This is a genomic window from Chromobacterium sp. LK11 (assembly GCF_001043705.1).
GTDB lineage: Bacteria > Pseudomonadota > Gammaproteobacteria > Burkholderiales > Chromobacteriaceae > Chromobacterium > Chromobacterium alkanivorans.
Genome location: NZ_LDUR01000009.1, coordinates 249,002 through 272,783, shown reverse-complemented (window position 1 = coordinate 272,783; position 23,782 = coordinate 249,002). Strand labels below are relative to the sequence as shown.

20 protein-coding genes are annotated in these 23,782 nt (G+C 65.3%); 8 read left to right on the top strand and 12 right to left on the bottom strand.

The features are described 5' to 3' along the window. Positions 1-7: 7 nt before the first annotated feature. Together VK98_RS05885 and VK98_RS05880 are read left to right on the top strand one after the other, a co-directional pair. On the top strand, positions 8-1,384 hold the full coding sequence (locus VK98_RS05885; RefSeq protein WP_048413125.1) for an MATE family efflux transporter: 1,377 nt from the start codon (positions 8-10) through the stop codon (positions 1,382-1,384). Between the two features lie 241 nt (positions 1,385-1,625). Next, positions 1,626-2,705 carry a calcium:proton antiporter gene (locus VK98_RS05880; protein ID WP_197082974.1) on the top strand — a complete coding sequence of 360 codons (1,080 nt, stop codon included), beginning with the start codon at positions 1,626-1,628 and terminating at the stop codon, positions 2,703-2,705. A gap of 219 nt (positions 2,706-2,924) precedes the next feature. Here the strand turns inward: VK98_RS05880 and VK98_RS05875 are convergent, their stop codons facing one another. The 3 genes from VK98_RS05875 to VK98_RS05865 form a co-directional block, all read right to left on the bottom strand. Further along, positions 2,925-3,347, bottom strand: coding sequence for a nuclear transport factor 2 family protein (locus tag VK98_RS05875; protein ID WP_048413123.1), 423 nt, complete (start codon positions 3,345-3,347; stop codon positions 2,925-2,927). Between the two features lie 45 nt (positions 3,348-3,392). Beyond that, positions 3,393-4,091, bottom strand: coding sequence for a DsbA family protein (locus VK98_RS05870; RefSeq protein WP_048413122.1), 699 nt, complete (start codon positions 4,089-4,091; stop codon positions 3,393-3,395). A 146-nt stretch (positions 4,092-4,237) separates the two neighbouring features. Further along, a complete protein-coding gene (locus VK98_RS05865) occupies positions 4,238-5,119 on the bottom strand; it encodes an MBL fold metallo-hydrolase (RefSeq protein WP_053077257.1) in 882 nt (293 codons plus the stop codon). A 128-nt stretch (positions 5,120-5,247) separates the two neighbouring features. On the opposite strand from VK98_RS05865, the gene VK98_RS05860 reads away from it, so the two are divergent. Both VK98_RS05860 and VK98_RS05855 read left to right on the top strand, forming a co-directional pair. Next, positions 5,248-6,162 (top strand): LysR family transcriptional regulator, encoded by a 915-nt coding sequence (locus VK98_RS05860; RefSeq protein ID WP_048413121.1) that lies wholly within the window; start codon positions 5,248-5,250, stop codon positions 6,160-6,162. Between the two features lie 1,025 nt (positions 6,163-7,187). Then, positions 7,188-7,637 carry a hypothetical protein gene (locus VK98_RS05855; protein ID WP_048413120.1) on the top strand — a complete coding sequence of 150 codons (450 nt, stop codon included), beginning with the start codon at positions 7,188-7,190 and terminating at the stop codon, positions 7,635-7,637. 369 nt (positions 7,638-8,006) lie between these two features. On the opposite strand, the gene VK98_RS05850 is transcribed toward VK98_RS05855, so the two are convergent. Then, a complete protein-coding gene (locus VK98_RS05850) occupies positions 8,007-8,912 on the bottom strand; it encodes a LysR family transcriptional regulator (protein ID WP_048413226.1) in 906 nt (301 codons plus the stop codon). Positions 8,913-9,035: 123 nt separating this feature from the next. Here VK98_RS05850 and VK98_RS05845 point away from each other — a divergent pair, with 123 nt between their 5' ends. The 3 genes from VK98_RS05845 (at position 9,036) to VK98_RS05835 (ending at position 13,683) form a co-directional block, all read left to right on the top strand. Beyond that, positions 9,036-10,049 (top strand): zinc-binding alcohol dehydrogenase family protein, encoded by a 1,014-nt coding sequence (locus tag VK98_RS05845; protein ID WP_048413119.1) that lies wholly within the window; start codon positions 9,036-9,038, stop codon positions 10,047-10,049. 573 nt (positions 10,050-10,622) lie between these two features. Further along, a complete protein-coding gene (locus VK98_RS05840) occupies positions 10,623-11,315 on the top strand; it encodes a response regulator transcription factor (protein ID WP_048413118.1) in 693 nt (230 codons plus the stop codon). Positions 11,316-11,319: 4 nt separating this feature from the next. Then, complete coding sequence (locus tag VK98_RS05835) at positions 11,320-13,683, top strand: transporter substrate-binding domain-containing protein (RefSeq protein ID WP_048413117.1); 2,364 nt, start codon at positions 11,320-11,322, stop codon at positions 13,681-13,683. On the opposite strand, the gene VK98_RS05830 is transcribed toward VK98_RS05835, so the two are convergent. Both VK98_RS05830 and VK98_RS05825 read right to left on the bottom strand, forming a co-directional pair. Next, positions 13,635-13,931: an acyl carrier protein gene (locus tag VK98_RS05830; RefSeq protein ID WP_156187778.1), complete on the bottom strand. Its 297-nt coding sequence runs from the start codon at positions 13,929-13,931 to the stop codon at positions 13,635-13,637. The two genes, VK98_RS05835 and VK98_RS05830, sit on opposite strands and share 49 nt — an antisense overlap. Next, a complete protein-coding gene (locus VK98_RS05825) occupies positions 13,915-16,404 on the bottom strand; it encodes a hypothetical protein (protein WP_231589209.1) in 2,490 nt (829 codons plus the stop codon). The genes VK98_RS05830 and VK98_RS05825 overlap by 17 nt, the downstream gene beginning before the upstream one ends. Here VK98_RS05825 and VK98_RS24005 point away from each other — a divergent pair. Further along, positions 16,367-16,624, top strand: coding sequence for a hypothetical protein (locus tag VK98_RS24005; RefSeq protein WP_197082971.1), 258 nt, complete (start codon positions 16,367-16,369; stop codon positions 16,622-16,624). The two genes, VK98_RS05825 and VK98_RS24005, sit on opposite strands and share 38 nt — an antisense overlap. 101 nt (positions 16,625-16,725) lie before the next feature. Here the strand turns inward: VK98_RS24005 and sctA are convergent, their stop codons facing one another. The 6 genes from sctA to sctT all read right to left on the bottom strand — a co-directional run bounded on the left by sctA (position 16,726) and on the right by sctT (position 23,779). Beyond that, positions 16,726-17,913, bottom strand: coding sequence for a type III secretion system needle tip protein SctA (gene sctA, locus VK98_RS05820; RefSeq protein WP_053077245.1), 1,188 nt, complete (start codon positions 17,911-17,913; stop codon positions 16,726-16,728). Positions 17,914-18,062: 149 nt separating this feature from the next. Further along, entirely contained in the window at positions 18,063-19,322 is a 1,260-nt protein-coding gene (locus VK98_RS05815) for an IpaC/SipC family type III secretion system effector (protein ID WP_156187777.1), read from the bottom strand. Positions 19,323-19,338: 16 nt separating this feature from the next. Beyond that, a complete protein-coding gene (locus VK98_RS05810) occupies positions 19,339-21,084 on the bottom strand; it encodes a type III secretion system needle tip complex protein (RefSeq protein WP_048413114.1) in 1,746 nt (581 codons plus the stop codon). Next, on the bottom strand, positions 21,081-21,584 hold the full coding sequence (sicA, locus tag VK98_RS05805) for a type III secretion system translocator chaperone SicA (protein WP_019103389.1): 504 nt from the start codon (positions 21,582-21,584) through the stop codon (positions 21,081-21,083). The genes VK98_RS05810 and sicA overlap by 4 nt, the downstream gene beginning before the upstream one ends. 253 nt (positions 21,585-21,837) lie before the next feature. Further along, positions 21,838-23,001: an EscU/YscU/HrcU family type III secretion system export apparatus switch protein gene (locus VK98_RS05800; RefSeq protein WP_082158775.1), complete on the bottom strand. Its 1,164-nt coding sequence runs from the start codon at positions 22,999-23,001 to the stop codon at positions 21,838-21,840. A 1-nt stretch (position 23,002) separates the two neighbouring features. Then, positions 23,003-23,779 (bottom strand): type III secretion system export apparatus subunit SctT, encoded by a 777-nt coding sequence (gene sctT, locus VK98_RS05795; protein ID WP_048413113.1) that lies wholly within the window; start codon positions 23,777-23,779, stop codon positions 23,003-23,005. Positions 23,780-23,782 lie beyond the last annotated feature (3 nt).

Genomic DNA, 23,782 nt, shown 5'->3' with positions numbered 1-23,782 from the left:
CACTCCCATGTCACACACAACAACAAACCACCGCGACCTGGACACGTTGCCGGTGTCCAAACTGTTCTGGCAATACACCATACCCTCCCTCGCCGGCATGCTGGCCACCGGCCTGTACGTGGTCATCGACGGCATCTTCGTCGGCCACTTCGTCGGCAGCCACGGCCTGGCGGCCATTGCGCTGGCCTACCCGCTGGTGATGATGCAAGTAGGCCTGGGCGCCATGCTGAGCATGGGCGCGGCCACCCGCATCGCCATCCTGCAAGGCGGCGGCGACTACGAGCGCGCGCGCGCCACCCTGGTGGCGGCGCTGGCGCTGCTGGCGCTGATCAGCCTGGCCATCCCGCTGCTTGGCCTCAGCTATCTGGACACCCTGCTGCAATGGCTGCAGGCCGACAAGCAGCCCATCGTGATGGCGGAGGCGCGCAACTATCTGCAATGGATGCTGGGCGGCGCGCTGTTCACCATGGGCCAGATGGTGGCCACCTATCTGCTGCGCAACGACGGCCGCCCGCGGCTGGCCACGCTGCTGATGGTGATAGGCTCGCTGCTCAACGTGGTGTTCAACTATCTGTTCGTCGGCGTGTTCAAGCTGGGCCTGGCCGGCTCGGCCCAGGCCACGCTGTTGTCCGAATCGGTGGTGATGCTGGCCGGCCTCGGCTATTTCTTCACCCGCCACGCGCGGCTGCGGCTGCGGCCGGCCCAGCTGCGGCTGGACTGGCGCTGCTGCGTCCCGGTCCTGGCGCTGGGCCTGTCCAGCCTGCTGATGGAGTTCAACCTGGCCTTGCTGATGTTCGCCCACAATTTCCAGCTGCTGCGCTGGGGCACGGACCTGAGCGTGGCCGCCTACGCCACCGCCGGCTACAGCGAAGCGCTGTTCACCCTGGTGGTGCACGGGCTGGCGGTGGGCCTGCAACCGCTGCTCAGCCACTCCACCGGCGCCGGCCGGCCGGAGCGCACCCGCGAAGCGCTGCGCTACGGCCTGCGCGTCACCATGCTGCTGGGGCTGACGGCGTTGGCCGTGGTGCAGTTGTTCCCCACCCTGATCGTGCGGATGTACAACAGCGAAGACCTGGCGCTCATCGCCGCCGGCAGCCACGCGCTGCGCCTGCACCTGCTGGCCATGCCTTTCGACGGCCTGGTGATCATCGGCATCCTCGCGCTGCAGGCGATGGCGCTGACGCGGGCGGCGCTGCTGCTGACCATAGGCAAGACCGTGCTGTTGCTGCCGGCCTTGTGGCTGCTGCCGCTGTGGCTGGCACTGGATGGCGTCTGGCTGGCGATGCCCCTGGTCAACCTGCTGCTGGGCACGGCCGCCGCGCTGGCCTTGTGGGGCGCCTTCCGTCGTCTGAAACGCGAAGAGAACGCGCTGGCAGCCGCCTGATCGCCTCCGTTCTCCACCAAATGGCCGGATTTCCGGCCATTTTTTTTGGGCATGAGCGAACCGGTTTCAATTGCCATTGTCTATACCCTCGCGCGACACTGGCAGCTTGTCCGCCACCCGCCGTCGCGCATCCTTGCACCCATGACCGCAAAAAAAATCGCAGCCTGGCCTTATAGTGATATCAATGCGCTTTCCCCGTCACGGCCCGGCTTACACCACCGTCAATAACAAGGAAAATAAATTGTCTCCGAACACCATTCCCCGCTGGACCGTCGTCACCCCGCTGGTGGCCGGGGGCGCAATCCTGGCAGCCTCCTCGATTGCGGCCTCCCCCCTCTTCCTCACCCTGCTGGCCGTGCTGCTGGCCGGCACCGTCTTCGCCGCCGTCCACCACGCCGAAGTGGTGGCGCACAAGGTGGGCGAACCGTTCGGCACGCTGATCCTGGCGCTGGCGGTGACGGTGATCGAGGTGGCGCTGATCGTCTCCTTCATGCTGGCCGGCGGCGAAAGCAAGCTGGCGCTGGCGCGCGACACCATTTTTTCCGCCATCATGATCACCTGCAACGGCATCGTCGGCATCTGCCTGCTGCTGGGCGGCCTGCGCCATCGCGAACAGAACTTCCAGCTCAGCGGCGCCAAAGTGGCGCTGACGGTGCTGGCCGCCATTTCGGTGCTGGCCCTGGTCTTGCCCAACTACGGCACCAGCGAGCCCGGCCCGCTGCTGTCCTCGTCGCAACTGGCCTTCACCGGCGTGGTGTCCCTGGTGCTGTACGGCGCCTTCGTCTTTGTGCAGACCATACGCCACCGCGACTACTTCCTGGCGGAAGACAGCCATAGCGAGGACGAGCACGCGCCGCCGCCGTCGATGAAAGTGACGCTGATCAGCCTGGCGCTGCTGCTGGTCTGCCTGGTGGGCGTGGTCAGCCTGGCCAAGCTGCTGTCGCCGTCCATCGAAGGATTCGTGGAAGCCGCCGGCGCGCCGGCCGCCGTGGTGGGCATCATCATCGCCGCGCTGGTGCTGCTGCCGGAAGGCCTGGCCGCCGCCAACGCCGCGCGCGCGGACCGGGTGCAAACCAGCCTCAACCTGGCGCTGGGTTCGGCGCTGGCCTCCATCGGCCTGACCATCCCCACCGTGGCGCTGATCTTCGTGACCATGGGCGAGCCCCTGATCCTGGGCCTGGAAAACAAGGAAACCATCTTCCTGGTGCTGACCCTGCTGGTCAGCTCGATGTCGCTGGCGGTGGGCCGCACCACCATCTTGCAAGGCATCGTCCACCTGGTGATCTTCGCGTCCTTCGTGTTCTTCGCCATCAGCCCCTGAGCGGCCGCGCCGCGCAAAAAAACCGCCAACCGGTGCCGGCTGGCGGTTTTTTCATGGGCGGACCCGGTTATCAGAACGTGTTTACGATCTCGCGGGCTAAGGCGAGACAAGGCGAAACCGGCTGAGAAAGCGGAATGTACGCGTGGTACATGAGCATTTCGAAGCGGGCACTCATCGCACAATGCCTCTACCGACGCGCAGCAGATCGTAAGCAGGTTCTCAGGCCCGCATCGCTTCCAGCACCTTGGCGCTGTCCACAATCTGCACGAACTTGACGATCTTGCCGTCGCGCAGCGTGTAGATGTGGGCGAAAGAGGCGACGAAGCCCTTGCCGGTGGCGCGATAGACGCCGTGGTAGAAACCTTGGGCGATCACGTGCTCGCCGGCGTCGTAGAAGCTGTCCACCGCCGCGCGGTAGCCTTCCCACTCGCGGCCCAGCCGCTCGTGCACGTTCTTGACGATGGACTCCGCGCCGACATAGGTGCCGGCGTAGGGGAAGCCGGCGGCTTCGGTCCATTCCGCGTCCGGCGCCAGCGCGGCCAGCAGATTGCGGCCGTTGGCCTCGGAATCGCCTTCATAGGTGGCGCGGACGATGTCCACATTGCTCAGGTGGCCCTGGCCGGAGGTTTGATTAGCGTTCATGGTGTTCCATCCAAAAATCGGTTTGCTCATGCCCTTCCCTTATCGCTACAGCGCACAGCTGTCCGGGCCGCAGGCCAGCGCCTCCGTCGCGGCCGGGGCCGCGCTGGACGCGGCCTGGCTCAAGCGGGCGCGCCAGGCGTCCGGCCGGCCCAGATAGGCGCCGAGATCCAGCACCGTCAGCCGGCCGTTTTCCTCCAGCGCCAGCGTGGGGAAGCCCTGGCCGCCCGCTTGGGCCAACAGCCGGCGGCTTTCCTGGAAGTGGGCGTCGGTGGCCGCGCCCTCCTGCCGGCGGTAAGCCGCGGCGAAAGCGTCCGCGTCCAGGCCGATGTCGGCGGCCAATTCGGCCAGCACCGGGAATTCCGCGATGCGGCGGCCTTCGACGAAATGGGCGCGCTGGATGCGGTGCAGCAGTTCCAGCCCGCTGCCGGCCAGCTCCTCCGCCGCCAGTACGGCGGTGGTGGGCGGCGCGGAGTCCATCACCGCGCCGTGATCCTTGAGCAAGCCGTCGAAGTAGGCTTCGCCGAAAGGCTGGCCGGAGACTTCGGCGATGCGGCGGTCGTGCGGCAAGACGAACTGACGCCACTCCGGGCTGACCCGGCGGCGATTGGCGCCCACCATCATGCCGCCGCCGTGCAGCGCCACCGTCAGGCCCGGCACGCCGCGCGCGGCTTCCAGCAAGGGCGCGGCGCCGTAGCACCAGCCGCAGAGCGGATCGAAAATAGTGTGCAAAATAATGCCGGACATGGCGGTTTCCTTTCTTGCGCCGCCCGCGGCGCGGGCGGCCATGCATTCAAATCATCAGGCGTAAACGGCTGCCGGCAGGCGGGCCGTCTACGCGCAACAGCTCGTGAAGCATGAGGGCGGCAAACGAAGCCGCTGCCCTCAGCCCCTTATTGCGGCCACTTCATCTCGCCCTTGAGCACCTTGGCGCTCAGTTCCAGGTCGGACACGCCGTCCAGCTTCGGATAACGCTGCTTCATCGCCGTCACCAGCTCGGCCGAGTTCTTGGCCTTGGGCAGTTCCGCTTCCAGCGTTTTCAGGTAGTCGCTGGTGAACTTCACCGAAGCCAGGGTGTGCGGCGCATTGTTCAGGAAATGGCCCGGCACCACGACCTTGGGCTTCAGCGCCTGCAGGTTCTTCAGCGACTTCTGCCAGTCCGCGCGGTCCTTCGGAGTTTGAGTGTCCGCGGTCCAGACATGCATATTGCCGTAGGTCAGCACGCCGCCCATCGCGGTCTTGATCGAAGGCGCCCAGATATAGGTGCGGTCCGGAGTCGGGCCTTTCAGACCCATCACTTGCAGCTTCTGGCCGTCCACTTTCAGGGTGTCGCCCTGAATGGGCTCCGGCACGATCACGGTCTTGGGCGCGTTGTCCTTCAGGATCGGGCCCCAGTAAGCCATCTTGCCGTCCTTGGTGGCCTTGATCGACTCGATGGTGGACGCGGTGGCCAGCACCTTGACGTCCGGGAAGGCGGCCTTGATCACGTCCAGGCCGAAGTAGAAGTCCGGGTCCGGATGGGAGATGAACACGGTGGTCAGCTTCTTGCCGCTGGCCTTGACCTTGGCCACCAGGGCCTCGGCGTCGTTGCGCTGGAACTGAGCGTCGATCAGCACAGCCTCGCTCTTGCCGGTGACCAGTTCCGACGACACCGGGAACAGGCTCTTGGCGCCGGGGTTGTAGACATCGACTTTCAAAGCGTCGGCCTGGGTGAAGGCGGCGGACATCAACAGGGCGCCTGCTACAAAGCTGCCGGAAATGCGGTGTTGGATCATGATGGTTTCCATTTGGTGAATTTGAGATCGGTCGGCTTGGTAGCAAGCCTGATGTGAATCATAGATTGCTATTTTCGAATCAAAAACCGGATAATAAGCAATGGTTAGTTGCATAAATCGAGCAAATCATGGATAGGATCACCGCGGCGCAAGTCTTCGTCACCATTACCGAACGCGGCAGCCTGGTCGCGGCGGCGGACACCCTGGACATGTCGCGGGCGATGATCACCCGCTATCTGGCGGAAATGGAGGAGTGGGCCGGCACTCGGCTATTGCACCGCACCACGCGGCGGCTGAGCCTGACCCCGGCCGGCGAGGAGACGCTGGCGCGGTGCCGGCAGATGCTGGAAATCGCCGGGCAGATGCCGGCGGCCAACAGCGCGGACCCCGGCCAGCCGCAGGGCCTGCTGCGCATCAGCTGCGCGCAGTCCTTGGCCCAGGACGCGCTGGCGGCGGCGGTGACCGAGTTTCTGCGCCGCTTTCCGCAAACCGCCATTGATCTGCAGATCAGCAACCGCGCGGTCAATCTGGTGGAAGAAAGAATTGATCTGGCCATCCGCATCACCAATGCCTTGGACCCCAGCCTGATTGCCCGTCCGCTGGCCAATTGCGCGTCGGTGATCTGCGCCTCTCCCGCCTATCTGGCCGCCCACGGCGCGCCCAAGCGGCTGGAGGATTTGTCGCTGCACAACTGTCTGACCTATTCCTATTTCGGCAAGAGCTTGTGGCGCTTCCTGCGTCACGGCGAGCAGTTGGCGGTGCCGGTCAGCGGCAATCTGAGCGCCAATGAGTCCATGGTCTTGTTGTCCGCCACCGCGGCCGGCGCGGGCATTGCCTTGCAGCCCTTGTATTCCGCCGCGCCGCTGATCGCCAGCGGTCAGTTGGTGGCCTTGTTGCCGGAGTATCAGCCGCAGGAGTTGGGCATTTACGGTATTTACGCTTCGCGCCGGCAGATGCCGGCCACCTTGCGGGCGATGCTGGATTTTCTGGTGGAGCGGTTCGCCAGCGATCCGGCCTGGCAGGCGCGCACCGCCGGGGGCTGAGCGGGGGTGGCCGGTGGGCGCTTCGCGGAGCCGAATATGGCAGGTGCAGCGTTTTAATGATTAATCTGTGGAATCCGCTGCGCGGATGATGATTTCCATTGCCGGGGCTGCCCGGCGGGCAGGAAGGGGAATTTGCGCGGCCAAATTCCCCTTCACCCCAAAGGCCGCCCTGCAAGCCTGGCCTGCGGCTTCCCGCCGGGGCCCGTCAGGCCCGAGGCGCGGCTGAACTCGCAGCGCGCTAACGTCGCGCTGCTCGAACAAGCAGCCGCTTAAAACCTCGGGCCTGCCACCCGACGGCAGGCTTGAAGGGACCTAGGGCGCGTCGGATACATACTTTCTTTTAGGAAACAAGACTTATCCACAGATAAGAGCAATGGGCCAAGTTACCCACAAGAATGGCCCACTTCGCTAAACCACCCCTCTTAATTCAAAAAATACCACCTCGTGTAGCGCCCAAGTGTCCCCTCGGGGCGCGCCGGAGAAAAAGAGGTCTGCAAGGTCTTAAGCGGCTGCTTTGTTTGAGCGATTTGACGCTAGCAAATCGCGAGTTCAGCCGCGCCTTGCAGGCCCCTTTTTCTTCGGGGTTTCGCGTCCTGGGGGACGAGGGGGGATGGAAGGGGGCGGCGGCCCGCCCCCTCCCCGTTCGCCGCGCGGAAAGCGGCACCAAAAACATCATCCGCGTAGCGGATTCAAAAACCAGATCACCTAACCAATAAGCCACGCTCAATCAAAGCAACCACCCCACCTTGACCCCAACCGCCCCCTCGGCAACAATCCCCAGGTTGCCGCCCACATGCGGCACACGGGATTGGCGTCCCGTTATCTACTTACCAATTCTGCTTGCGCGGCATGCCGCGCGGGCTGCTTTACCATGGCCGCGCCATTTGGCAGGCGCATGGTGGGGGAGTGCTATGCACTCGCTGGTTTGGTAAGTAGACCAGTACGCCAATCCTGCCACGCGCCTGCCCAATACCTCAGCCTTCCCCGGCAGGTGGTTTATCTTGTGTCACCGCAGGAGAAACACCATGCAACAGCCTCAAAACTTTCCCCCGCGCCGCCGCTACAAACTGAATGCTCTTGGACAACAGGAAGCGCTGCTCCCCTTCGTCCGCTTCTGCCCCGGCCGCACCTACCCGCATTACTGGCAAATGCCCACGCCCAGCAAGGATCTCCTCGCCAACCACGCCTATGGCCGCGAATGCGCGGCTCACCTGCTGCAATGGCTGAAAGACAACCGCGAATACGTCGGCAAAGGCCTGCTCAGCCGCGTCGCCCGCGACATCGATTTTGACCACCGCGATGGACGCGGCCAGTGGATGGGCTTTTTCAACTATCTGGAAATCATCATGCTGTTGGGCGCGGACCGGGTCCGGGTCTATCGCCATGTAGACAGCCAACATCAGCTCTACCTGGCGCTGGGACAGCGCTTCAGCCTGGAAGCGCGCTTCCGCAGCATCCGCCTGCGAAACCGCTAAGCGCCTTGCGGTGGGTATCGCTGCGCTCCACCCACCCTACGGCGGATGGTTTGGTCGGGGGTATTTGTAGGGTGGGTGGAGCCGCAGGCGATACCCACCAAAACCCGCCACCAAAACTCAAGCATCAATCCCATCTCGTTTCCGCGTGGGTATCGCTACGCTCCACCCACCCTACGGTGGACGGTCTTGTAGGGTGGGTGGAGCCGAGAGGCGATACCCACCAAAGCCCGCCGCCAAGATCCAAGCATCAATCCCATCGCGTTTCCGCGTGGGTATCGCTACGCCCCACCCACCCTACGGTGGATGGTCTTGTAGGGTGGGTGGAGCCGTAGGCGATACCCACCACACTCCCCCACCGAAAACCAACACTCAAGGCGCGGCCAGGTAATCCTGCAGGCATGTCTGCAAATGCTCGCGCAGCGCCGCCACCGCCGGCGACAGCATCAGACGATGCGGGATCACCAGACACAGCGGCGCGGCCTCGGTCTGCCAGTCTTCCAGCAAGGGCAAGAGCCGGCCGGCGCGCAGATCGTCCAGCGCGTCCAAACGCGATTTATAGGCGATGCCCAAACCCTCCAGCGCCCAGCGCCGCACCACTTCGCCGTCGTCGCTCTGGCGGCGGCCGTCCACCGTCACCAGCTCCCGCAGCGGACCCTGGCTGAAACTCCAGCGCTCGTGCAAGGCCGCGCCCAACACCAGGCGCAGGCATTGATGGCGGCGCAGCTCCTGCGGCGATTGCGGCCGGCCGTGGCGCGCCAGATAGTCCGGCGACGCGCACAGCACCCGCCGGTTGTCCGGCGCCAGCGGCAGGGCCACCAGGCTGGAGTCTTCCGGCACGCCGTAACGCAGGGCCACGTCCACCGGCTGCCGGTACAGATCCGCCACCCGGTCGCTGATCCGCAATTGCAGGCGCAGGCCGGCGTGCCGCTCCAGAAAGGCGTCCAGCCAGCCGCGCAGCCGGCTGCGCCCCAGGTCCGACGGCATGGACAGCGACAATTCGCCGCTCAAAGCCTGCCGCTGCAAGGCCAGCGCCTGGCCGCCGGCTTCCACCGCCTCCAGCGCGGCGCGCGCATGGGCCAGGTAGCGCTCTCCGGCCAGAGTCAGCCGCAGGCTGCGGGTGGAGCGCGCCAGCAATTGCGCGCCCACGGTTTTTTCCAGCCGCTTCAGCGCCGCGCTGGCCACCGCCGGGCTCAGGTCCAGCTGACGCGCGGCGGCGGACAGGCTGCCGTTGTCGGCGGCGCGAACGAACACCTGCAAATCTTCGAAACGGACCATGATCGTCAAAATTTTTTTGAAACTGAATCGAATTTTAGCCGGCTTTTCGTTGCTCCGAATAGGAATAGCATGGACACCATCAAGACCGGGCTATATCGGCCCGCACGCTATGGAGAACACCCTATGAAAGCCGTCGCCTATTACCAGAACCTGCCGATCGAGCATCCGGAATCGCTGCAGGACGTGCAACTGCCCGAGCCCGCCATCGGCGAGCATGATCTGCTGGTGGAGGTCAAAGCCGTCTCGGTGAACCCGGTGGACGCCAAGGTGCGCGCCGGCGCGGCGCCGGAGGCCGGCCAGGCCAAGGTGCTGGGCTGGGACGCCGCCGGCGTGGTGCGCGCGGTGGGCGCCAAGGTCAGCCTGTTCCAGCCCGGCGACAAGGTGTGGTACGCCGGCGCGCTGCACCGCCCCGGCGCCAACAGCGAATTGCACGCGGTGGACGAGCGCATCGTCGGCCGCATGCCGCAGAGCCTGGACTTCGAACAGGCAGCCGCCTTGCCGCTGACCGCCATCACCGCCTGGGAGTTGTTGTTCGACCGGCTGCAAGTGCTGGACAACCGCGCGCCCAGCGGCCGCAGCCTGCTGGTGGTGGGCGCGGCCGGCGGCGTCGGCTCCATCCTGGTGCAGCTGGCGCGTCGACTGACCGGCCTCACCGTGATCGCCACCGCTTCGCGGCCGGAAACCCAGGCCTGGGTCAAGGAGCTGGGCGCCCATCAGGTGATAGACCACCGCCGCCCGCTGAGCGAGGAGCTCAAGCGCATCGGCTACGCCAGCGTCGATTACGTGGCCAGCCTGAACCAGACCGACGCCCACTTCAAGGAGATCGTCGCCGCCATCGCGCCGCAGGGCAAGCTGGCGCTGATCGACGATCCGGCGGCGCTGGACGTGCGCGAACTGAAGCGCAAGAGCGTGTCGCTGCATTGGGAGTTCATGTACACCCGCTCGCTGTTCGGCACCGACGACCAGATTCAGCAACACCTGCTCCTGAACCGGCTGGCGGATCTGGTGGACGCCGGCCTGATCCGCAGCACGGTGGCCGAGCGCTTCGGCCGCATCGACGCCGCCAACCTGAAACGCGCTCACGCCTTGCTGGAGAGCAACCGGGCCAAGGGCAAGATCGTGCTCTCGGGTTTCTAAGCACCTGTTTACGATCTGCTGCGCATCGGCGATACGGCGTTGAAAACGCCTTCGAAATGCTCAGGCACCACTCGTACATTCCGCTTTCTCAGTCGTTTTCGCCTTGTCTCGCCCTTGCTCGCGAGACTTTGAACAGGCTCTAAGAACCGATACACGCCATCGCGCCGGCGGCGGCGTCTCGCCGCCGGCTCCATGCCGCTGCGCTAAGCGCCGCCGGCATGCGTCGAAATCGCTTCACAAGGCGCAGCCGGCGCGGAATAATGGCCTGCTGGCCGTCTTTAACAATCCGGGGAACGAGATCACGAATGCGCACGCTTTCGCCTCCGGCCCCGCCGCTGGCGACGCCGGCCGCGCCGCAGCGCCCGGCCCGCCCCGCCATTCCACCCTCCGTTCCCGCACCGGTCAGACCGGCGGCGCAAGCGTTCCCGGCCGCCAAACCTTTGCGTAATGGCCTATACCAAGCCTGATGCCGGAGCGAAACCGGAGCCGCCGCCCGCGCAACAGAGTACACAGGTTCAGAGACATAACCATGGCGCAAGGCGCAGCCGCGCCGCCATCTGTTGGGATACTCATATGCCTGATGCCAAATCATTGCGGAGCCAGCCGATACAGATCATGTTGCTGGACGATCACCTGATGGTGCTGAACAGCCTGGCCGGCCGCCTGGCCGATGAAACGGACCTGAGCGTGACCGGACAGTTCACCAGCAGCGCGCCGCTGATCCAGCATCTGGCGCAGCACGACGGCGTCGACGTCGTGGTCACCGACTACGCGCTCAGCCCCGGCGACATCGACGGCTTCAGCCTGATCCGCGGCCTGCGCCGGCGCTTCGCCCAAGTGCGCATCCTGGTGATGTCGGCCTATTACACCCCGGCCACGGTGGCGCTGGCGCTGCGCTGCGGCGCGCACGGCTTCATCGGCAAGGAACAGAGCCTGGACGAGCTGGTGGCCGCCATCCGCCTGCTGGCCGACGGCCACGGTTATCTGAGCCCGGACATGAGCGCCGCCTTGGACGAAAGCTGCGCCAACCTGCCGGCGCCGCAAAAAGCCATGCTGCGCAGCCTGCTGGACCACCCGGAGCTGTCCCCGCGCGAGCGCGAGGTGCTGCGCTGCTGCCTGGACGGCATGACGGTCAGCGACATCGCCGTCAAGTTCTCGCGCAGCATCAAGACCATCAGCAATCAGAAGCAATCCGCGCTGAAAAAGCTGGGCCTGCGCAGCGACAACGAGCTGTTCAAGCTGCAAAGCCGGCTGGCCAGCCACTGAAGCCATGCGCGCGCGCCTCTTGCTGTCCTCCTGTCTGCTGCTGGCCTTCTGCCTGCCCGCCGGTTTCAGCCGCGCCGCCCTCAATCCGGCGGAACGCGCCTGGCTGCTCAAGCACCCGGTGGTGCGCTACGCGATAGACCCGCACGGCTGGCCGATCGAATACATGGAGGACGGCGAGCACCGCGGCCTGACCCAGGCTTATCTGAGCCGCATCTCCGACATCAGCGGCCTGCGCTTCGAACTGGTGCCGGTGGCCAACCGCCAGCAGGCGGTGGACATGATGCTCAGCGGCCGCATCGACCTGCTCACCGCGCTGTCCTCCGGGCTGATTCCGCCGGAAGTGGGCCGGCGCATCCGCTTCAGCGACCCCTACTTCTCCGGCAGCACCGTGCTGGTCACCCAGCCGGACAAGCCCATCGTGTTCAGCACCTCCAAGCTGTCCGACAAGACCATCGCGGTGGAAAGCGGCGACCCCTACGAATACTTCCTGCGCGAGAATTTTCCCGCCGTGGACATCGTGGCCACGCCCACGCCGCTGGCGGCGCTGGACGCGGTGGCGGACGGCAAGGCCTACGCCGCGGTGGGGCTGGACGCGGTGATGCAGTCCGTGATCCGCCGCCGTTATTACGGCTCGCTGCGCATCGCCGGCAGCGTCAGCGAAATGCCCAGACTGGTGTCGATGGCGGTGAACAAGGACCAGCCGCAGCTGCTGTCCATCATCAACGGCTCGCTGGCGCAGCTGACCGCGGACGACACCCAGCACATGCTGGAAGACTGGCTGCAGACCACCGACTACGGCGCGCCGTCCTGGCGCTCCATCGGCCGCTACTACGCGCTGGAGCTGGCCGGCGTCGGCCTGGTCTTGCTGTTGCTGCTGCTGTTCGCCCAGCGCGCCCACGCCGCGCGCCGCGCCGCCCAGCGCAGCGAGGCGGAGAAATCGACCTTCCTCGCGGTGATGAGCCATGAAATCCGCACACCGATGAACGCGGTGCTGGCCTCGGTGGAGCTGCTGCGCCAGGCCGAGCTGCCGCCGCGCGAACGCGAGCTGGCGGCGCTGGCCAACGCCTCGGCGGTGAATCTGCTGGAGCTGCTGGACAATGTGCTGGACGTGTCCAAGCTCAACGCCCGGCGGCTGCGGCTGGAACCGGTGGCCACCGACGCGGCGGCGCTGGCCAGCGGCGTGGCGGCGATCTATCGCGCCTGCGCGGAAAAGAAAGGGCTGGAACTGCAACTGGAAATGCAGGACCTGTGCCGCCGCCTGCTGGTGGTGGACCCGGTGCGCCTGCGCCAGATCCTGAGCAATCTGCTCAGCAACGCGGTCAAGTTCACGCGTCAGGGCAAGGTGTGCCTGAAGCTGGAACTGCAGGAAATAGAGAAGGAACGGGCGCTGCTGTGCGTCCAGGTCAGCGACACCGGCATCGGCATCGCGCCGGAGCAACAGGCCCGCTTGTTTCGCGAATACGCGCAGGCGGACAATACCCAACAGCGCTACGGCGGCACCGGGCTGGGCTTGCTGATCTGCCGGCAGCTGGTGGAGCTGATGTCCGGCCGCATCGCGCTGGACAGCCTGCCGGAGCGCGGCACCACGGTGACGCTGTGGTTGCCGGTGCGCCATGCGCCGGCCGAAGCCGAAACGAACGCCGAGCCGGACGCCGCCAGCGCGCCGGCGGCGCTCAAGGAGTCCTGCGATCCCATCCTGGTGGTGGAGGACCAGCCGGCCAACCGCTTCATCATCGCCCAACAGCTGCTGCAACTGGGCTACCGCGCGGTGACGGCGGACAACGGCGCCGCCGCGCTGGCCTTGCTGGATCAGGGCCAGCGCTTCGCCATGGCGCTGCTGGACTGCAATCTGCCCGGCATCAGCGGCTATCAACTGGCGCTGCGGCTGCGCCGCCACCCGGCGCTGCAGTGGCAGCCCTATCTGCCCATCATCGCCATCTCGGCGACCACCGGCATAGAACACCAGCAGCGTTGCCTGGACAGCGGCATAGACAGCTGCCTGACCAAGCCCTTGCGGCTGGCCCAGCTGGAGCAGATCATGACGCTGTGGCTGGACCACCGTCCCGGTCCGTCGCCGGCCGCGCCGGCGCCGCCCGACGACGAGCTGACGCAGTTGCTGAGCCACAGCTGCGACGCCGACGCCGCCGCGCTGCGCCAGGCCTTGCAGGCGCGGGACTGGCCGCAGGCGGAACACTACGCGCACCGCCTGCACGGCGTGGCGCTCAGCGCCGGCCTGCCGCGCTTGCCGGCGCTGGCGGCGGAAATGCAGACTGCGCTGCGCCAGCCGCAGCCGGACTCAGGCCGGCTGCAGGACCTGCTTCAAACGCTGGAGGCGGCGTTGCCGCAGCCGGCGCCCAGCGGCGACTGAGCGAGGCGGCGCGCCAGCTGCCGCTCCACCACCTGGCAAACATGGGCCACGGTCTTGATGTCGACGATGTCGTCGACGCCGATCTCGATGCCGAACTCGTCGTTCAGCAACAGCACCATGTCCAGCAGTTCCATCGAGTCCGCGTACAACTCGTCCACCAGCAAGGCCTGCGGCTGCAGCTTGGACTCCTCCACCGACAAACAGCAAGCCATCACCGCCACCACTTGTTGCTCAAGACTGATTGCCACGGTTGCGCTCCCGGATGCGGTTGGGGTCGAGATGCAGGCCGTCGGTGGTCAGGGTGATCTCAGAGGCGGCGCTGCGCTGCGTTTTACGCTGCGCATTGCCGTCATCGCGGAGTTGCCGCTGAGTGGCGGCGTCAAGACCCACCGCGTCCAGCAAACCCAGCACCAACGGGTTCTCCGGCTGCCCCTTGGTCAGCAGATAACCCTCCTTGATCAAATTGCCCGCAAAGCGGTTCAAGGCTTCGCGTCGTCCCGCCAGCCCCTGGTGCGTGGCCAGCACCTGCTGCAAGCGCTCCGCCGCCTTGGCCTGGGCATCCGTCTGCGTGCCATTGGCGAACACGGTCAACAAGCCCGTTTGCCCGCTTCTGGCGTCCGGCAAGGCCTGCTTGCGCAAAGCATCGAATTCACGCTGCTGCGCGCTTGGGTTCCACTCCGGAGCCAACACGCTGCGCGCCGCGCGCAATAACTCGACCTCGCCATTCAAGGCCATGCCTTGCTGGCGCAGGGAGCTCAGCGTCGGCAGGGTCGGCATATTGCCGAAGCGCAGCAGATTGAAACCGCCGGCAGGCCGGGTATCGGCCGGTGTCGCGGCTTGCGCTGTCGCGGCCGACTGAAGCGGCGGCGGCGTGCCGCTGGGAGACGATGCGGCAGGGTTCTCGAGCTCGCTCGGCTGGGCGTCGTTGCCGTTCAGCATCCCTTGCAGGAAGGCTTGCCGGCGCAGATCCATCGCCTTGGGCTCTGTGTGCGCCGCTTCCGCGCCGCCATCGGCCAGAACCGGCGGCGTATCCGTCCGCGTCGGCGCCGTCAGCGGCTGGCTGTATTGCGCGGCGGCGTTGGCCACCGGCTGGCTGGAGGCTTGCAGGACATTGGGCTGCTCTCTTAGCTCTCTTAGCAAAGCCCCTTCCACGTGCGGGCTGTTGCCGCCCGCCAGCGTTTGGGCCGTGGCCGGCGCCTGGACGGATGCCCAGTTCAGCAAGCGCAGGATGACGCAGTCCTTGTCGCCGTCGAATTTAGCGATGCTGGTCAAGCGCGCCGTTTTCAGGATCTGGCCGCGCAGCTGCGTCTGCTGCGGGTGCTGTTCCAAGCCTTGACGCAATTGCTGCCATTGCGTCTCCGGCATGGCCCTACCATAAAGCTTTCCGCCCACGCTTGAGCCGGGTTCGGGCAAAAAGGCATCCCGCGCCTGCACCAGGGGGCCGCGATCCAGCTCGCCGCGGCTGTCCAGCAGCATGGCGGTGCGAATGTCCTGCGCCAACGCGCCGGCCGCCTTGTTGGCATCGGACTGGTAAATGACGGACTTCAACACCACCTCGGGGAAGCTGCTGCGCCACTGCTTGAAAGACAGCGGAGGAGCGGCGGCGGTGTCGTCGGCCTGCGTGGACGCGTCCACGGGGATCTCCCCGCGCTCGGCATCCGTCGAGCCGACGTTGACGCGCGACCTATCCAGATCCGTCACCGGCGTTTTCACTTCGGTCGTACGCGCCGTTCCGTCGCGGCCGTCGGCCGCATCCGTTTGCGTCTCCATGGAGCGGAACGAGCGCCCCGCGCCATCGCCAGACGCGGGCGCGCGGCGGGTCTGCTCGTCGCCGCTCGCAGTCCCGCGCTGAGCGCCTTGCTGATGCTGATGCATCTTCAGATTCAAACGTTGCACCAGCCTGCTCGGATCTCGCCGTCCTCGGGCGGGCCGCTGGCTGCGGCTGCTGTTGCCACTATCGGAGGTATTGCCGCTATCCGTGATATTCACGCTGTTATCGATGGTGATGCCACCGACATTGATGGTGATGTTGGGCCCGCCCGCCGGCGCGGCGGAAGGATCGGGTTTTGGAGTGGCCGGCCCTTTGGGCGCGTCGGGAAGATCCGGCTTCGCCTGCGGTGGCGCTTCCTGACCCAGTCCCGCCAGCACGCTGCGCAGCAATTGCGGCAGAATCGCCACGGTGTCGAGATCGCGCGCCTGCCGGCCCAGGCTCGGGCCGCTCAGCCCCAGCATCTCGCCGCGGCTCTGGCGCAGCGCGTTGAAAGCCAGCCCCGCCGCGCTGTCCACCAGCTCCATCACTTTCTCGCCGGTAGCCGCATCCAGTGAACGCCCCAGCTGAGTCTCCACATAGGACAGGATGAAGGTGCTGACCTCGCGCTGCATAAAGTCGTTGCCCAACTTCATGGTGTCGCCGCCGCAATGCTCGTGCGCCAGCTGCGCCAACTTGTGCTCCAGCTGGTTGCGCAGCTGGTATTGCTTATTGGTGCTCTGGGTCCACGGACCAAAGGCGGATTTGGCGCCCAAGCCGTCTTTCTGGATGCGGGCGGTGTATTGCTGCGCCAGATCGTCCAGAGACTTGGCGTCCTGCGGGCTCAAGTCCGGCTGCTGTTTGAGTTGCGCGTAAACCTTGGCGAACTCAGCGATTTCCAATTGAGCGTAAACATTGGGCGAAGCCAGGTAGAGCTTGTCCAGCGCCTTGGCGTCCGTCGAGGCGGCGAACAAGGCCGCCACGCTGTCTCGGGTGTGCTGGGCCTTGAAGCTGGCCGGATCCATCAGCGAGTGGCGGCGCGCCGGCGTGGCGGCGCTGCTGCGCCCGCCGTTGAAACGCTCGGAGAGCGGGGTGGCCGGCCGCCGCGACGCGTCCGCCGGCATGGACAGGGAGCGCGTCAGAAGGGGAGATGCTCCGCTAATGGGCATGGTGTGGTTCTCCTTAGCCTTATAGAGCGGCTAACAGAAGTCGGTTTTACGGCTGAGGCAAGGCGCGCCGACGGTAGCCGTCGTACGGTAAATCGGCGCGCGGCACCGCGGGAGTTTTAGCCGCGCTTAGCCTTGCAGGAAGGACTTGGCGGTTTCCGTGCAGCTGCTGATGGTGCTGCTGAGCACCTTGACCAGATTATCGAACAGCGAGTTGGCGTTGCTGTATTTCTGGGTCAGCGTCTGCAAGGTGTTCTTCAGGTTTTCCTCCTGCGCCTTGAAGCCGGACTGCCAGGACTGGAATTTGGCGTTGTCCATTTCCACCTTCTGCCCTTGCGACGGCACCTTGTTGCCCGCCAGCCCTTCCAGCGCCTTCATCATTTTATCCACTGGACCGGTGTCGATGACCACCACATACCTGCCTGAATCCTTGGGTTGTTCCTTCACACATTCCTTGGGCAAGCCCAATTCCGCGGCCCATTTTTCCGCTTCTTCCTTGGCCTTCTCTGGCGTATCGGCGGTACTGGCAAACAACTCCGTGTTCTCGTATTTCTCCTTCAATGTCTTCAGCTCGGCATACAGATCGCCCACATTCAACGTGACTTTGTCGCCCTTGTCGTTGGATGAGATCCAGCCGGCCATCTTGGCCAAGATGTCGCTGAACTCCTGGTAGAACTCGATGTATTTGCCCACCACGTTCTCATACACGCCCAGATAGCCGTTCTTGATGTTGCCGATGGAGTCGCTGATCAATTTCCACAGCTCGCGGTCGGAGATCACACCGCCGGAGGCGTCCCGGGCCGCGTTCAGCATCGGCGCGGCAAACTCCCGCGCCGTCGGCGAAATGTCGGCGACTTCCTTCTCGATACCGTCGAGCAGCTGCTGCTTTTGCTGCGGCGTCATCACATAGCCGCTTTCTCCCACGCTCTTCAGCGCGCCAACGAACTGTTGGGTTGCCAGGGTCTGCATGTCGCGGGCCTCGTCCAAGGCCCGCGTCAGCGCGCCGCGCTGGAATGCCACGCGCTCGGCCGGCGGCTGCTCGCCGCCGGAAATCGCAGCCTGCCAGCGCTGGTCCGCCAGCTTGCTTTCATAGGTGGTCTGTCCTTCGATGACGCGACGGACGGTTTCGTTGACCTGACGCAGCGCGTCAGCCTTGTTCTGAGCGGTATTGAGCGCGGACAGCTCCGGTCCTTGCGGCGCGGCGGCGCGGATTTCGGCAGCGACGCCGCCGACATCGGCGCGCGGCGCGGCGGCCGGGGTTTCCGTCATTTGCGGCCGCGTCAGCGGCAAGGAGGATGTGGTTTGAATGCCGTTCATGGGAATTCCCCTGCATGGCCAGCGCCGAGGCAGGCGCCAAGGCGCTGGCGGGATGAATGGTGTGGAAGGCAGGCCCGGCCGGGTTGGCCGGGTTGGCCGGGCCGGCGGACGGAGCCTGGGATGGCTCCGCCCGGTTCCGGGCTAGCGGATCAGGCGCGAATATTGCCGGCTACCGCGCCCATGGCCGCGTTCTTGGATTGGCTGATGCTGTCCAAGGTGCGCAGCAGCTCCTGGATGAAGCTGTCGGACTTGCGGCTGCTCTCGCGGGTTTCCTCGGAGGCGGTATTGGCCACGCGGCTGGAAGCCTGGCTGATCTGCTGCTCGGACTGCTCCAGCGTGGCCGCGTAGCGGCCGGAGCCGCCGGCGATATTGCTGGCCGCGGACGAGCTGTCCATGATGGCCCGGCCGGTGGTTTTCTTGGCCTCGGCCTTGAGCTTGGTGTCGTCCATGGCCAGTTGTTCCGCCTGTCCCTTCACCGACAAGTTCTCGCCGGCGCCGCCCAGCGCGGTTTCATGCTCCTTGGACAAACGCTGGTTGCTGGACTGCAGGCCGATCTTGTCGCCGGCCATGCCGTCGGCCACGCTGCCGGCGGCGTTGGACTGCGCGTTCAACTCGCCCGCGCCCGGCTTGGCCGCTCCCGGCTGCTGCGGCTTCAGACCCACCTGCTTCAGGCCGTCGGCGTCGGTGCCCAGCTTGACGGTGTTCTGGCGGCCCAGCGCGGACTGGATATTGCGGCCCTCATCTCCCAGCTTGGCCAGCTTGGGCGCGTTGTTCTTCAGCGCGCCGCGTTCAGCGCTCAAGCCGCTCAGGTTCTTCTTGGCGCCGACGCCGGTGATGGCCATCTGGCCCACGCCCTGGGCTATGCTGCTGGACAGGTTGGCCACGCCCTCGCGCACCATGGAGGCGGCGGTGGCTTTGGTGGCGTCGAAGCCTACCAGCGACAGCTTGCTGCTCAGCGTGTTGTCGGCGGTGCGCAGCGCCGACATCAAGACAATGGCGGCCACCATCAGCGCCGCGCCGTTGGGCGCCATGCCGCTGATGTCGAAGGGCTTGCCCTGCTCGGCCTGCTCCTTGACCTTGTCGTCCACCAGCTTGCTGACGCCGGACTCGACCTTCTGATACACCGCGCCCAGATCCTGGACGAAAGCCGGATCCTGGGCTTTTTCGCTCAAATAGCTCTTCAGCGCGTCGGTCACCTGCTTGCTCACCTCGGCGGACGGAGGGCGCAGTTGCGGCCCGCTCATCACCTCGGCCAGCGCCTTGCCGTCGCGGCCGGCGCTGTTCAGGATGGGCAGGATGTCCTTGATGTCCACCAAGGACTTGGCGACAGGGGATTTTTCAGCCGCGCCGGATTCAAGCGCCGCCGGAAACGGATTGTGGGTGGAAACACTGCCGATAATAGTTGCCATAATATTCTCTCCTAACTCAAGCGTGACTCTGACGCAGCACGAAACGACCGGCTTCGGCGTTCTGCTGCAACGCGGAAGACATCATCGTGGTCAGGTCTTGGGTAACTTTCTGGGTGCTGGCGAAGACTTCCACCGCCTGCTTCAGCCATTGTTCGATCTGCTCCATCGCGGCGCGCGCCAGGGTGAAGTCGGCCAGCATATCGCTGGCGTTCTTCATGAACACGCCCTGCGCCACATTGCCGCCGGCCTGAGAGGTGGCTTGCGCCACTTCCCCGCCCACCACCACGCGGTTGAGGGTGTTGGCCATCAGTTGCTTGGAGGCGGCGTCGGTGCGCAGGCCCAGGCTGTTGGCCAGGCGCTGGAAGCCCTGGGTCAACATCTTGCTGCCGTTCTTGGCCAGTTCCTTCAGCACATTGGGCACCATCTTCTTGATGGCGTCGCCCATCAGCTTGCTGAGCGCGCCGCCCAGCTTGCTGGCGGCGCCCTTGCCCACCACGGCCACCACCACCATCACCGCGACCATGGCCACCGCGGCCAGCACCGCGCCGATGATGGAGCCGGCCAGCTCGGCGGTCTTCTTGTCCACCCCCATGCTTTCCAGCGCCTTGGTAATGGCTTTGCCTATCAGGTCCATCAAGGGTTTGAGCACCTTGTCCATCAAGGGCTTCAACGCCTCTTCCATGAAAGACACCCCGGTGGTGGCCTTGACCACCTCGTCCGCCACCATCAGCGCGACGCCCACCGCGGCCAGCGCCAGGCTGGCGCCGCCGGTGAATGCTGCGGCCACGACGCTGATCACCGTCAGCACCGCGCCTAGAATCTTGCCAATGCACCCCATGGTGCGATTGAGTTCTTCCGCCTTGCGCACTTCTTCCTGGTACTCGGCGGATTTTTTGTCCATTTCCTTCTGGCGGCCTTCCTGCATGGCCTGGAACAATGCCAGATCGCTTTTCAGGCTTTCTTCGCTGTTCTTGCCCACCATCTCGACGAACATCGCCATCAGCATGGTCAGCTTGGCTACATTGGACAGGTTGTCCTCGCCGGTTTTGCGCGCGACATCGCCGCCCACATTGGCGCCTTGCACCTTGCCGGCCAGATCATCGGCGATCTTGCCCTTTTCCACCGCCACCACGCGGGCCTTTTCCGCCACCTCGGACGCCTTGTCGGCTTTCTGCTTGGCTTGCGCGGCTTCGCCGGAAGCTTGCTGGCTGGCGGCCTGAGCGTCGGCGTAGCCCGGATCGTCCGGCGACATGCCGTTCAACTTGGCCAGGGCCGCGTCGGCTTTCTTCTGGGCTGCATCCGCGGCCTGTTTGGCGCTGTCGTAGTTGCCCACGGCGTCTTTCAACGCCTCGGTGGCTTCGCTCGCCGCCTTGAACGCGTCCTGGAACTCTTTGGACAGTTTCTCGCCCATCGCCACTTGCGCTTCCATCATCGCGCGCCAGGTGGCGATGCGGCTTTCCAGCTGCGACAGCGAAACATTGCCCAGCAAGGACATCAACTGCCCCAGCAGCAGCGTCAGCTTGCCCGCGCCGTCCAGCTCTTCCTTGGCCTTGGCCGTGGGCTGGGTCAGCGGCGGCGTGTTCAAGTCGCTGCGCGGCTTGGCGGCGCCGGCGTCGTCGCTGACGCGCATCGTGAACAGCGCTTGCGCCGACTTCTGCGCGGCGTCGACGAATTTCTCGCTCGCCTGGGTGTTGCCCGATAGCGCTTTCGCCAGCTTGGCACTGTCAAGATTGAAGCTTTGACCGATAGTGTTACCGCTCATGCTTGCTCCTTTTCCTGCTGACGGGATTGCTCGGCCTCCGTCTCCTGCAAACTGTCCAGATACACTTGGGCCTTGGCGCGCAGCGACTCGTCGTCGCTTTGTTCGCACACCAGCTCGAAACACTGCCTGGCCTTGGCCGCCTTGCGCATGAACAGCTGGCACTGGCCGGTGAAGAACACCGGCCGGTAGTCGTTCTTGCTCAGGGCGAAGGCCACCGCGTACAGATCGGCGGCCTTCTGGAACTGTTTCTTGAGCTGGCACACGGCGGCCAGCCCCATAATGTAGTCGGGATTGTAGAAGTCGTAGATGCATAGGAAGCGGAAGAAGGTTTCCGCCTCGTCGAGCCTTCCCTTGTTGTAAAAATCGTAAGCGTGGGCGTACAGGCCTTCCATCATGTCCGGCGGTATGCCGTGCACGTCTTTCAGGGTGGCGCCTGCGCTTACGGCTTCCCAGACCATCTCTGCCAGGCGGTCGTCGCTGACACTGTCTTCAGGGTTCATCAAACATCTCCTAGTCGCTGTCACCAACCCGGCAGAGCTGGCTAGAGACGACGGTTGTCTTGGGGGTGAGGTGACCGTCGTCGCTGTCATTTAACAGCGGCCGGCGGGGGGAAACATTCAGGAATCGCTCATGGCGACGGCGCACCGGAAATCCGGGCTTGCGCAACACGGCCCTGCCGGCTTTGAAGCCGCCGCCGCGCGGGGGAGGATAGACGGCGGCTGACGGGAAGGGCCTTGGAGCGCGTCGATGCGCTCAGCCCTCCTGCGCGTCTCGCTTATCCACAGAAGCGGGCTTGGCGGCGGATTTATCCACAGCAGGCCCGGCGACGCTTCCGTCCTTCCCCTGCTCCGCCGCCGGTGGCGTCGATGGCGCCGGCTCCGACGCCTCCGCTCCGGCGTTTTCCACCTGCTCCAGCCACATCAGCAAACGCAGCACTTCCTCCACCTCGTCCAGGCTGACCAGGGAATAGCGGCGATGGCTGGCGAAGATGCGCCGCGCCAGCGGAATGTCGCGCACCACCGGCACGCCCACTTTTTCGGCGTAGGCACGCACCGCCAGCGCGCGCTGATTGGTCTCCATCACCGAGATGAAGGGAATGGGCAGCAACTCGGGCTTGAAGTAGATGCCGACGGCGATATGGGTGGGGTTGGCCACGATCAGGCGCGAGTTCTCGATGTCGGACTTCACCTGCTCGGACAGGATCTCCATATGCGCCTCGCGGCGGCGCGACTTGATCTCCGGATTGCCCTCCTGCTCCTTCATCTCGCGCTTGACCTCCTGCTTGTCCATCTTCATGTCCTTCATGAACAGGAAGTACTCGGCGATCGCGTCCAGCACCAGCACCGCCACGATGCAGCCCAGGCAGGTCAGCACCAGCGCCAGCAGCAGTTCGCGCCAGATCGCCGCCATGCCCATCGGGTCGCCGTTGAGCTGGGCGAACAGCAGCGCCTTGTGCTTGTGCCACAGCACCAGCACCGCCACCACGAAGCTGGCCAGGTAGAGCAAGGCCTTCACCGCCTCCTTCACCGTGCGCAGGCTGAACAGCTTCTTGAAACCGTTGACCGGGTTCAGCGCTTCCAGATTGAGCTTCAAGGCCTCGCTGGCCAGCACGAAGCCGCTTTGCAGCAGGGAGGGCAGCGCGGAGGCGACGATGCACAGCAGGAAGATGGGCAGCAGCAGCTTGATGCCCAGCCAGACCACGGCCTGGGCGTAGCCCTGCATGTCCTGCTGGAAGCCGCCGGCGATCACCTGGCGGAAAGCGCCCATCAGCTCCACCAGCGAGCCGAAGGACACCAGATAGGCGACGCCGCACAAGGTCAGGCAGGCCACCACCAGGTCGCGGCTCTTGAAGGACTGCCCTTTCTTGGCCGCGTCCTGCAGGCGTTTGCGCGTCGGTTGTTCGGTCTTGTTCGACATCTCAAGGCACCGGCGCGCTCAGCCAGCCGGGCAGCGCCTGCGGCGGGAAGGCCAGCCGCATCACCGTGTCCGGCAAAATCGGGCCGAAATACATCAGCATGATCAGCAGCGCCGCCGCGCTCTTCACCGTCAGCGACACCGCGAAGGCGTTCATCTGCGGCGCGAAGCGCGACAGCAGGCCCAGCACCACCTCGGACAGCAGCAAGGCCGCCACCACCGGGCTGGCCAGCACCACCGCCTTGCTGATCACCTGATTGAGCAGGCTCAGCGTCGGCTGCAGCGCCGGCGTGCACGCGCCCAGCGGGTCGCACAACTGATAGCTCTGGCGGAACAGGTCCAGCATCAGATTCATGCCGCCGCCTTGCAGATAGACCGCGGCGGCGAACAGATTGAACATATTGGCCAGTTCCGAGGTGTCCACGCCGTTGGCCGGGTCTATGCTGCTGCTCAGCGTCGCGCCGCGCTGGTTGTCTATGATGCTGCCCAGCGCGTGGAACACCCAGAACGGCCAGGCCAGCAGACAGCCCAGCAGCAGGCCCACCGCCGCCTCGCGCGCGATCAGCGCGAGAAAGGGCAGCGCCTGGAAGGCCGGCAGCGCCTCCACCGGATGCGGCCACAAGCCCAGCGCCACCAGCATGGTGGCCGAGGTGCGCACCACGCCGCTGAGCACATTGCTGTTCAGGAAGGGCAGGATGAAGAACACCGGCGCCACGCGGGCGAAACCGAGCGCGGCCGAGGCCACCCAGCCGTGGATTTCGAAGAACAGGCCGAACTGCATCCG

Bases quoted from the DNA above. Each gene is read 5' to 3' on its own strand.
- VK98_RS05885 (WP_048413125.1), top strand. From the start codon at position 8: ATGTCACACACAACAACAAACCACCGCGACCTGGACACGTTGCCGGTG.
- VK98_RS05875 (WP_048413123.1), bottom strand. From the start codon at position 3,347: ATGAACGCTAATCAAACCTCCGGCCAGGGCCACCTGAGCAATGTGGAC.
- VK98_RS05870 (WP_048413122.1), bottom strand. From the start codon at position 4,091: ATGTCCGGCATTATTTTGCACACTATTTTCGATCCGCTCTGCGGCTGG.
- VK98_RS05865 (WP_053077257.1), bottom strand. From the start codon at position 5,119: ATGATCCAACACCGCATTTCCGGCAGCTTTGTAGCAGGCGCCCTGTTG.
- VK98_RS05860 (WP_048413121.1), top strand. From the start codon at position 5,248: ATGGATAGGATCACCGCGGCGCAAGTCTTCGTCACCATTACCGAACGC.
- VK98_RS05855 (WP_048413120.1), top strand. From the start codon at position 7,188: ATGCAACAGCCTCAAAACTTTCCCCCGCGCCGCCGCTACAAACTGAAT.
- VK98_RS05850 (WP_048413226.1), bottom strand. From the start codon at position 8,912: ATGGTCCGTTTCGAAGATTTGCAGGTGTTCGTTCGCGCCGCCGACAAC.
- VK98_RS05845 (WP_048413119.1), top strand. From the start codon at position 9,036: ATGAAAGCCGTCGCCTATTACCAGAACCTGCCGATCGAGCATCCGGAA.
- VK98_RS05840 (WP_048413118.1), top strand. From the start codon at position 10,623: ATGCCTGATGCCAAATCATTGCGGAGCCAGCCGATACAGATCATGTTG.
- VK98_RS05835 (WP_048413117.1), top strand. From the start codon at position 11,320: ATGCGCGCGCGCCTCTTGCTGTCCTCCTGTCTGCTGCTGGCCTTCTGC.
- sctA (WP_053077245.1), bottom strand. From the start codon at position 17,913: ATGAACGGCATTCAAACCACATCCTCCTTGCCGCTGACGCGGCCGCAA.
- VK98_RS05815 (WP_156187777.1), bottom strand. From the start codon at position 19,322: ATGGCAACTATTATCGGCAGTGTTTCCACCCACAATCCGTTTCCGGCG.
- VK98_RS05810 (WP_048413114.1), bottom strand. From the start codon at position 21,084: ATGAGCGGTAACACTATCGGTCAAAGCTTCAATCTTGACAGTGCCAAG.
- sicA (WP_019103389.1), bottom strand. From the start codon at position 21,584: ATGAACCCTGAAGACAGTGTCAGCGACGACCGCCTGGCAGAGATGGTC.
- VK98_RS05800 (WP_082158775.1), bottom strand. From the start codon at position 23,001: ATGTCGAACAAGACCGAACAACCGACGCGCAAACGCCTGCAGGACGCG.
- sctT (WP_048413113.1), bottom strand. From the start codon at position 23,779: ATGCAGTTCGGCCTGTTCTTCGAAATCCACGGCTGGGTGGCCTCGGCC.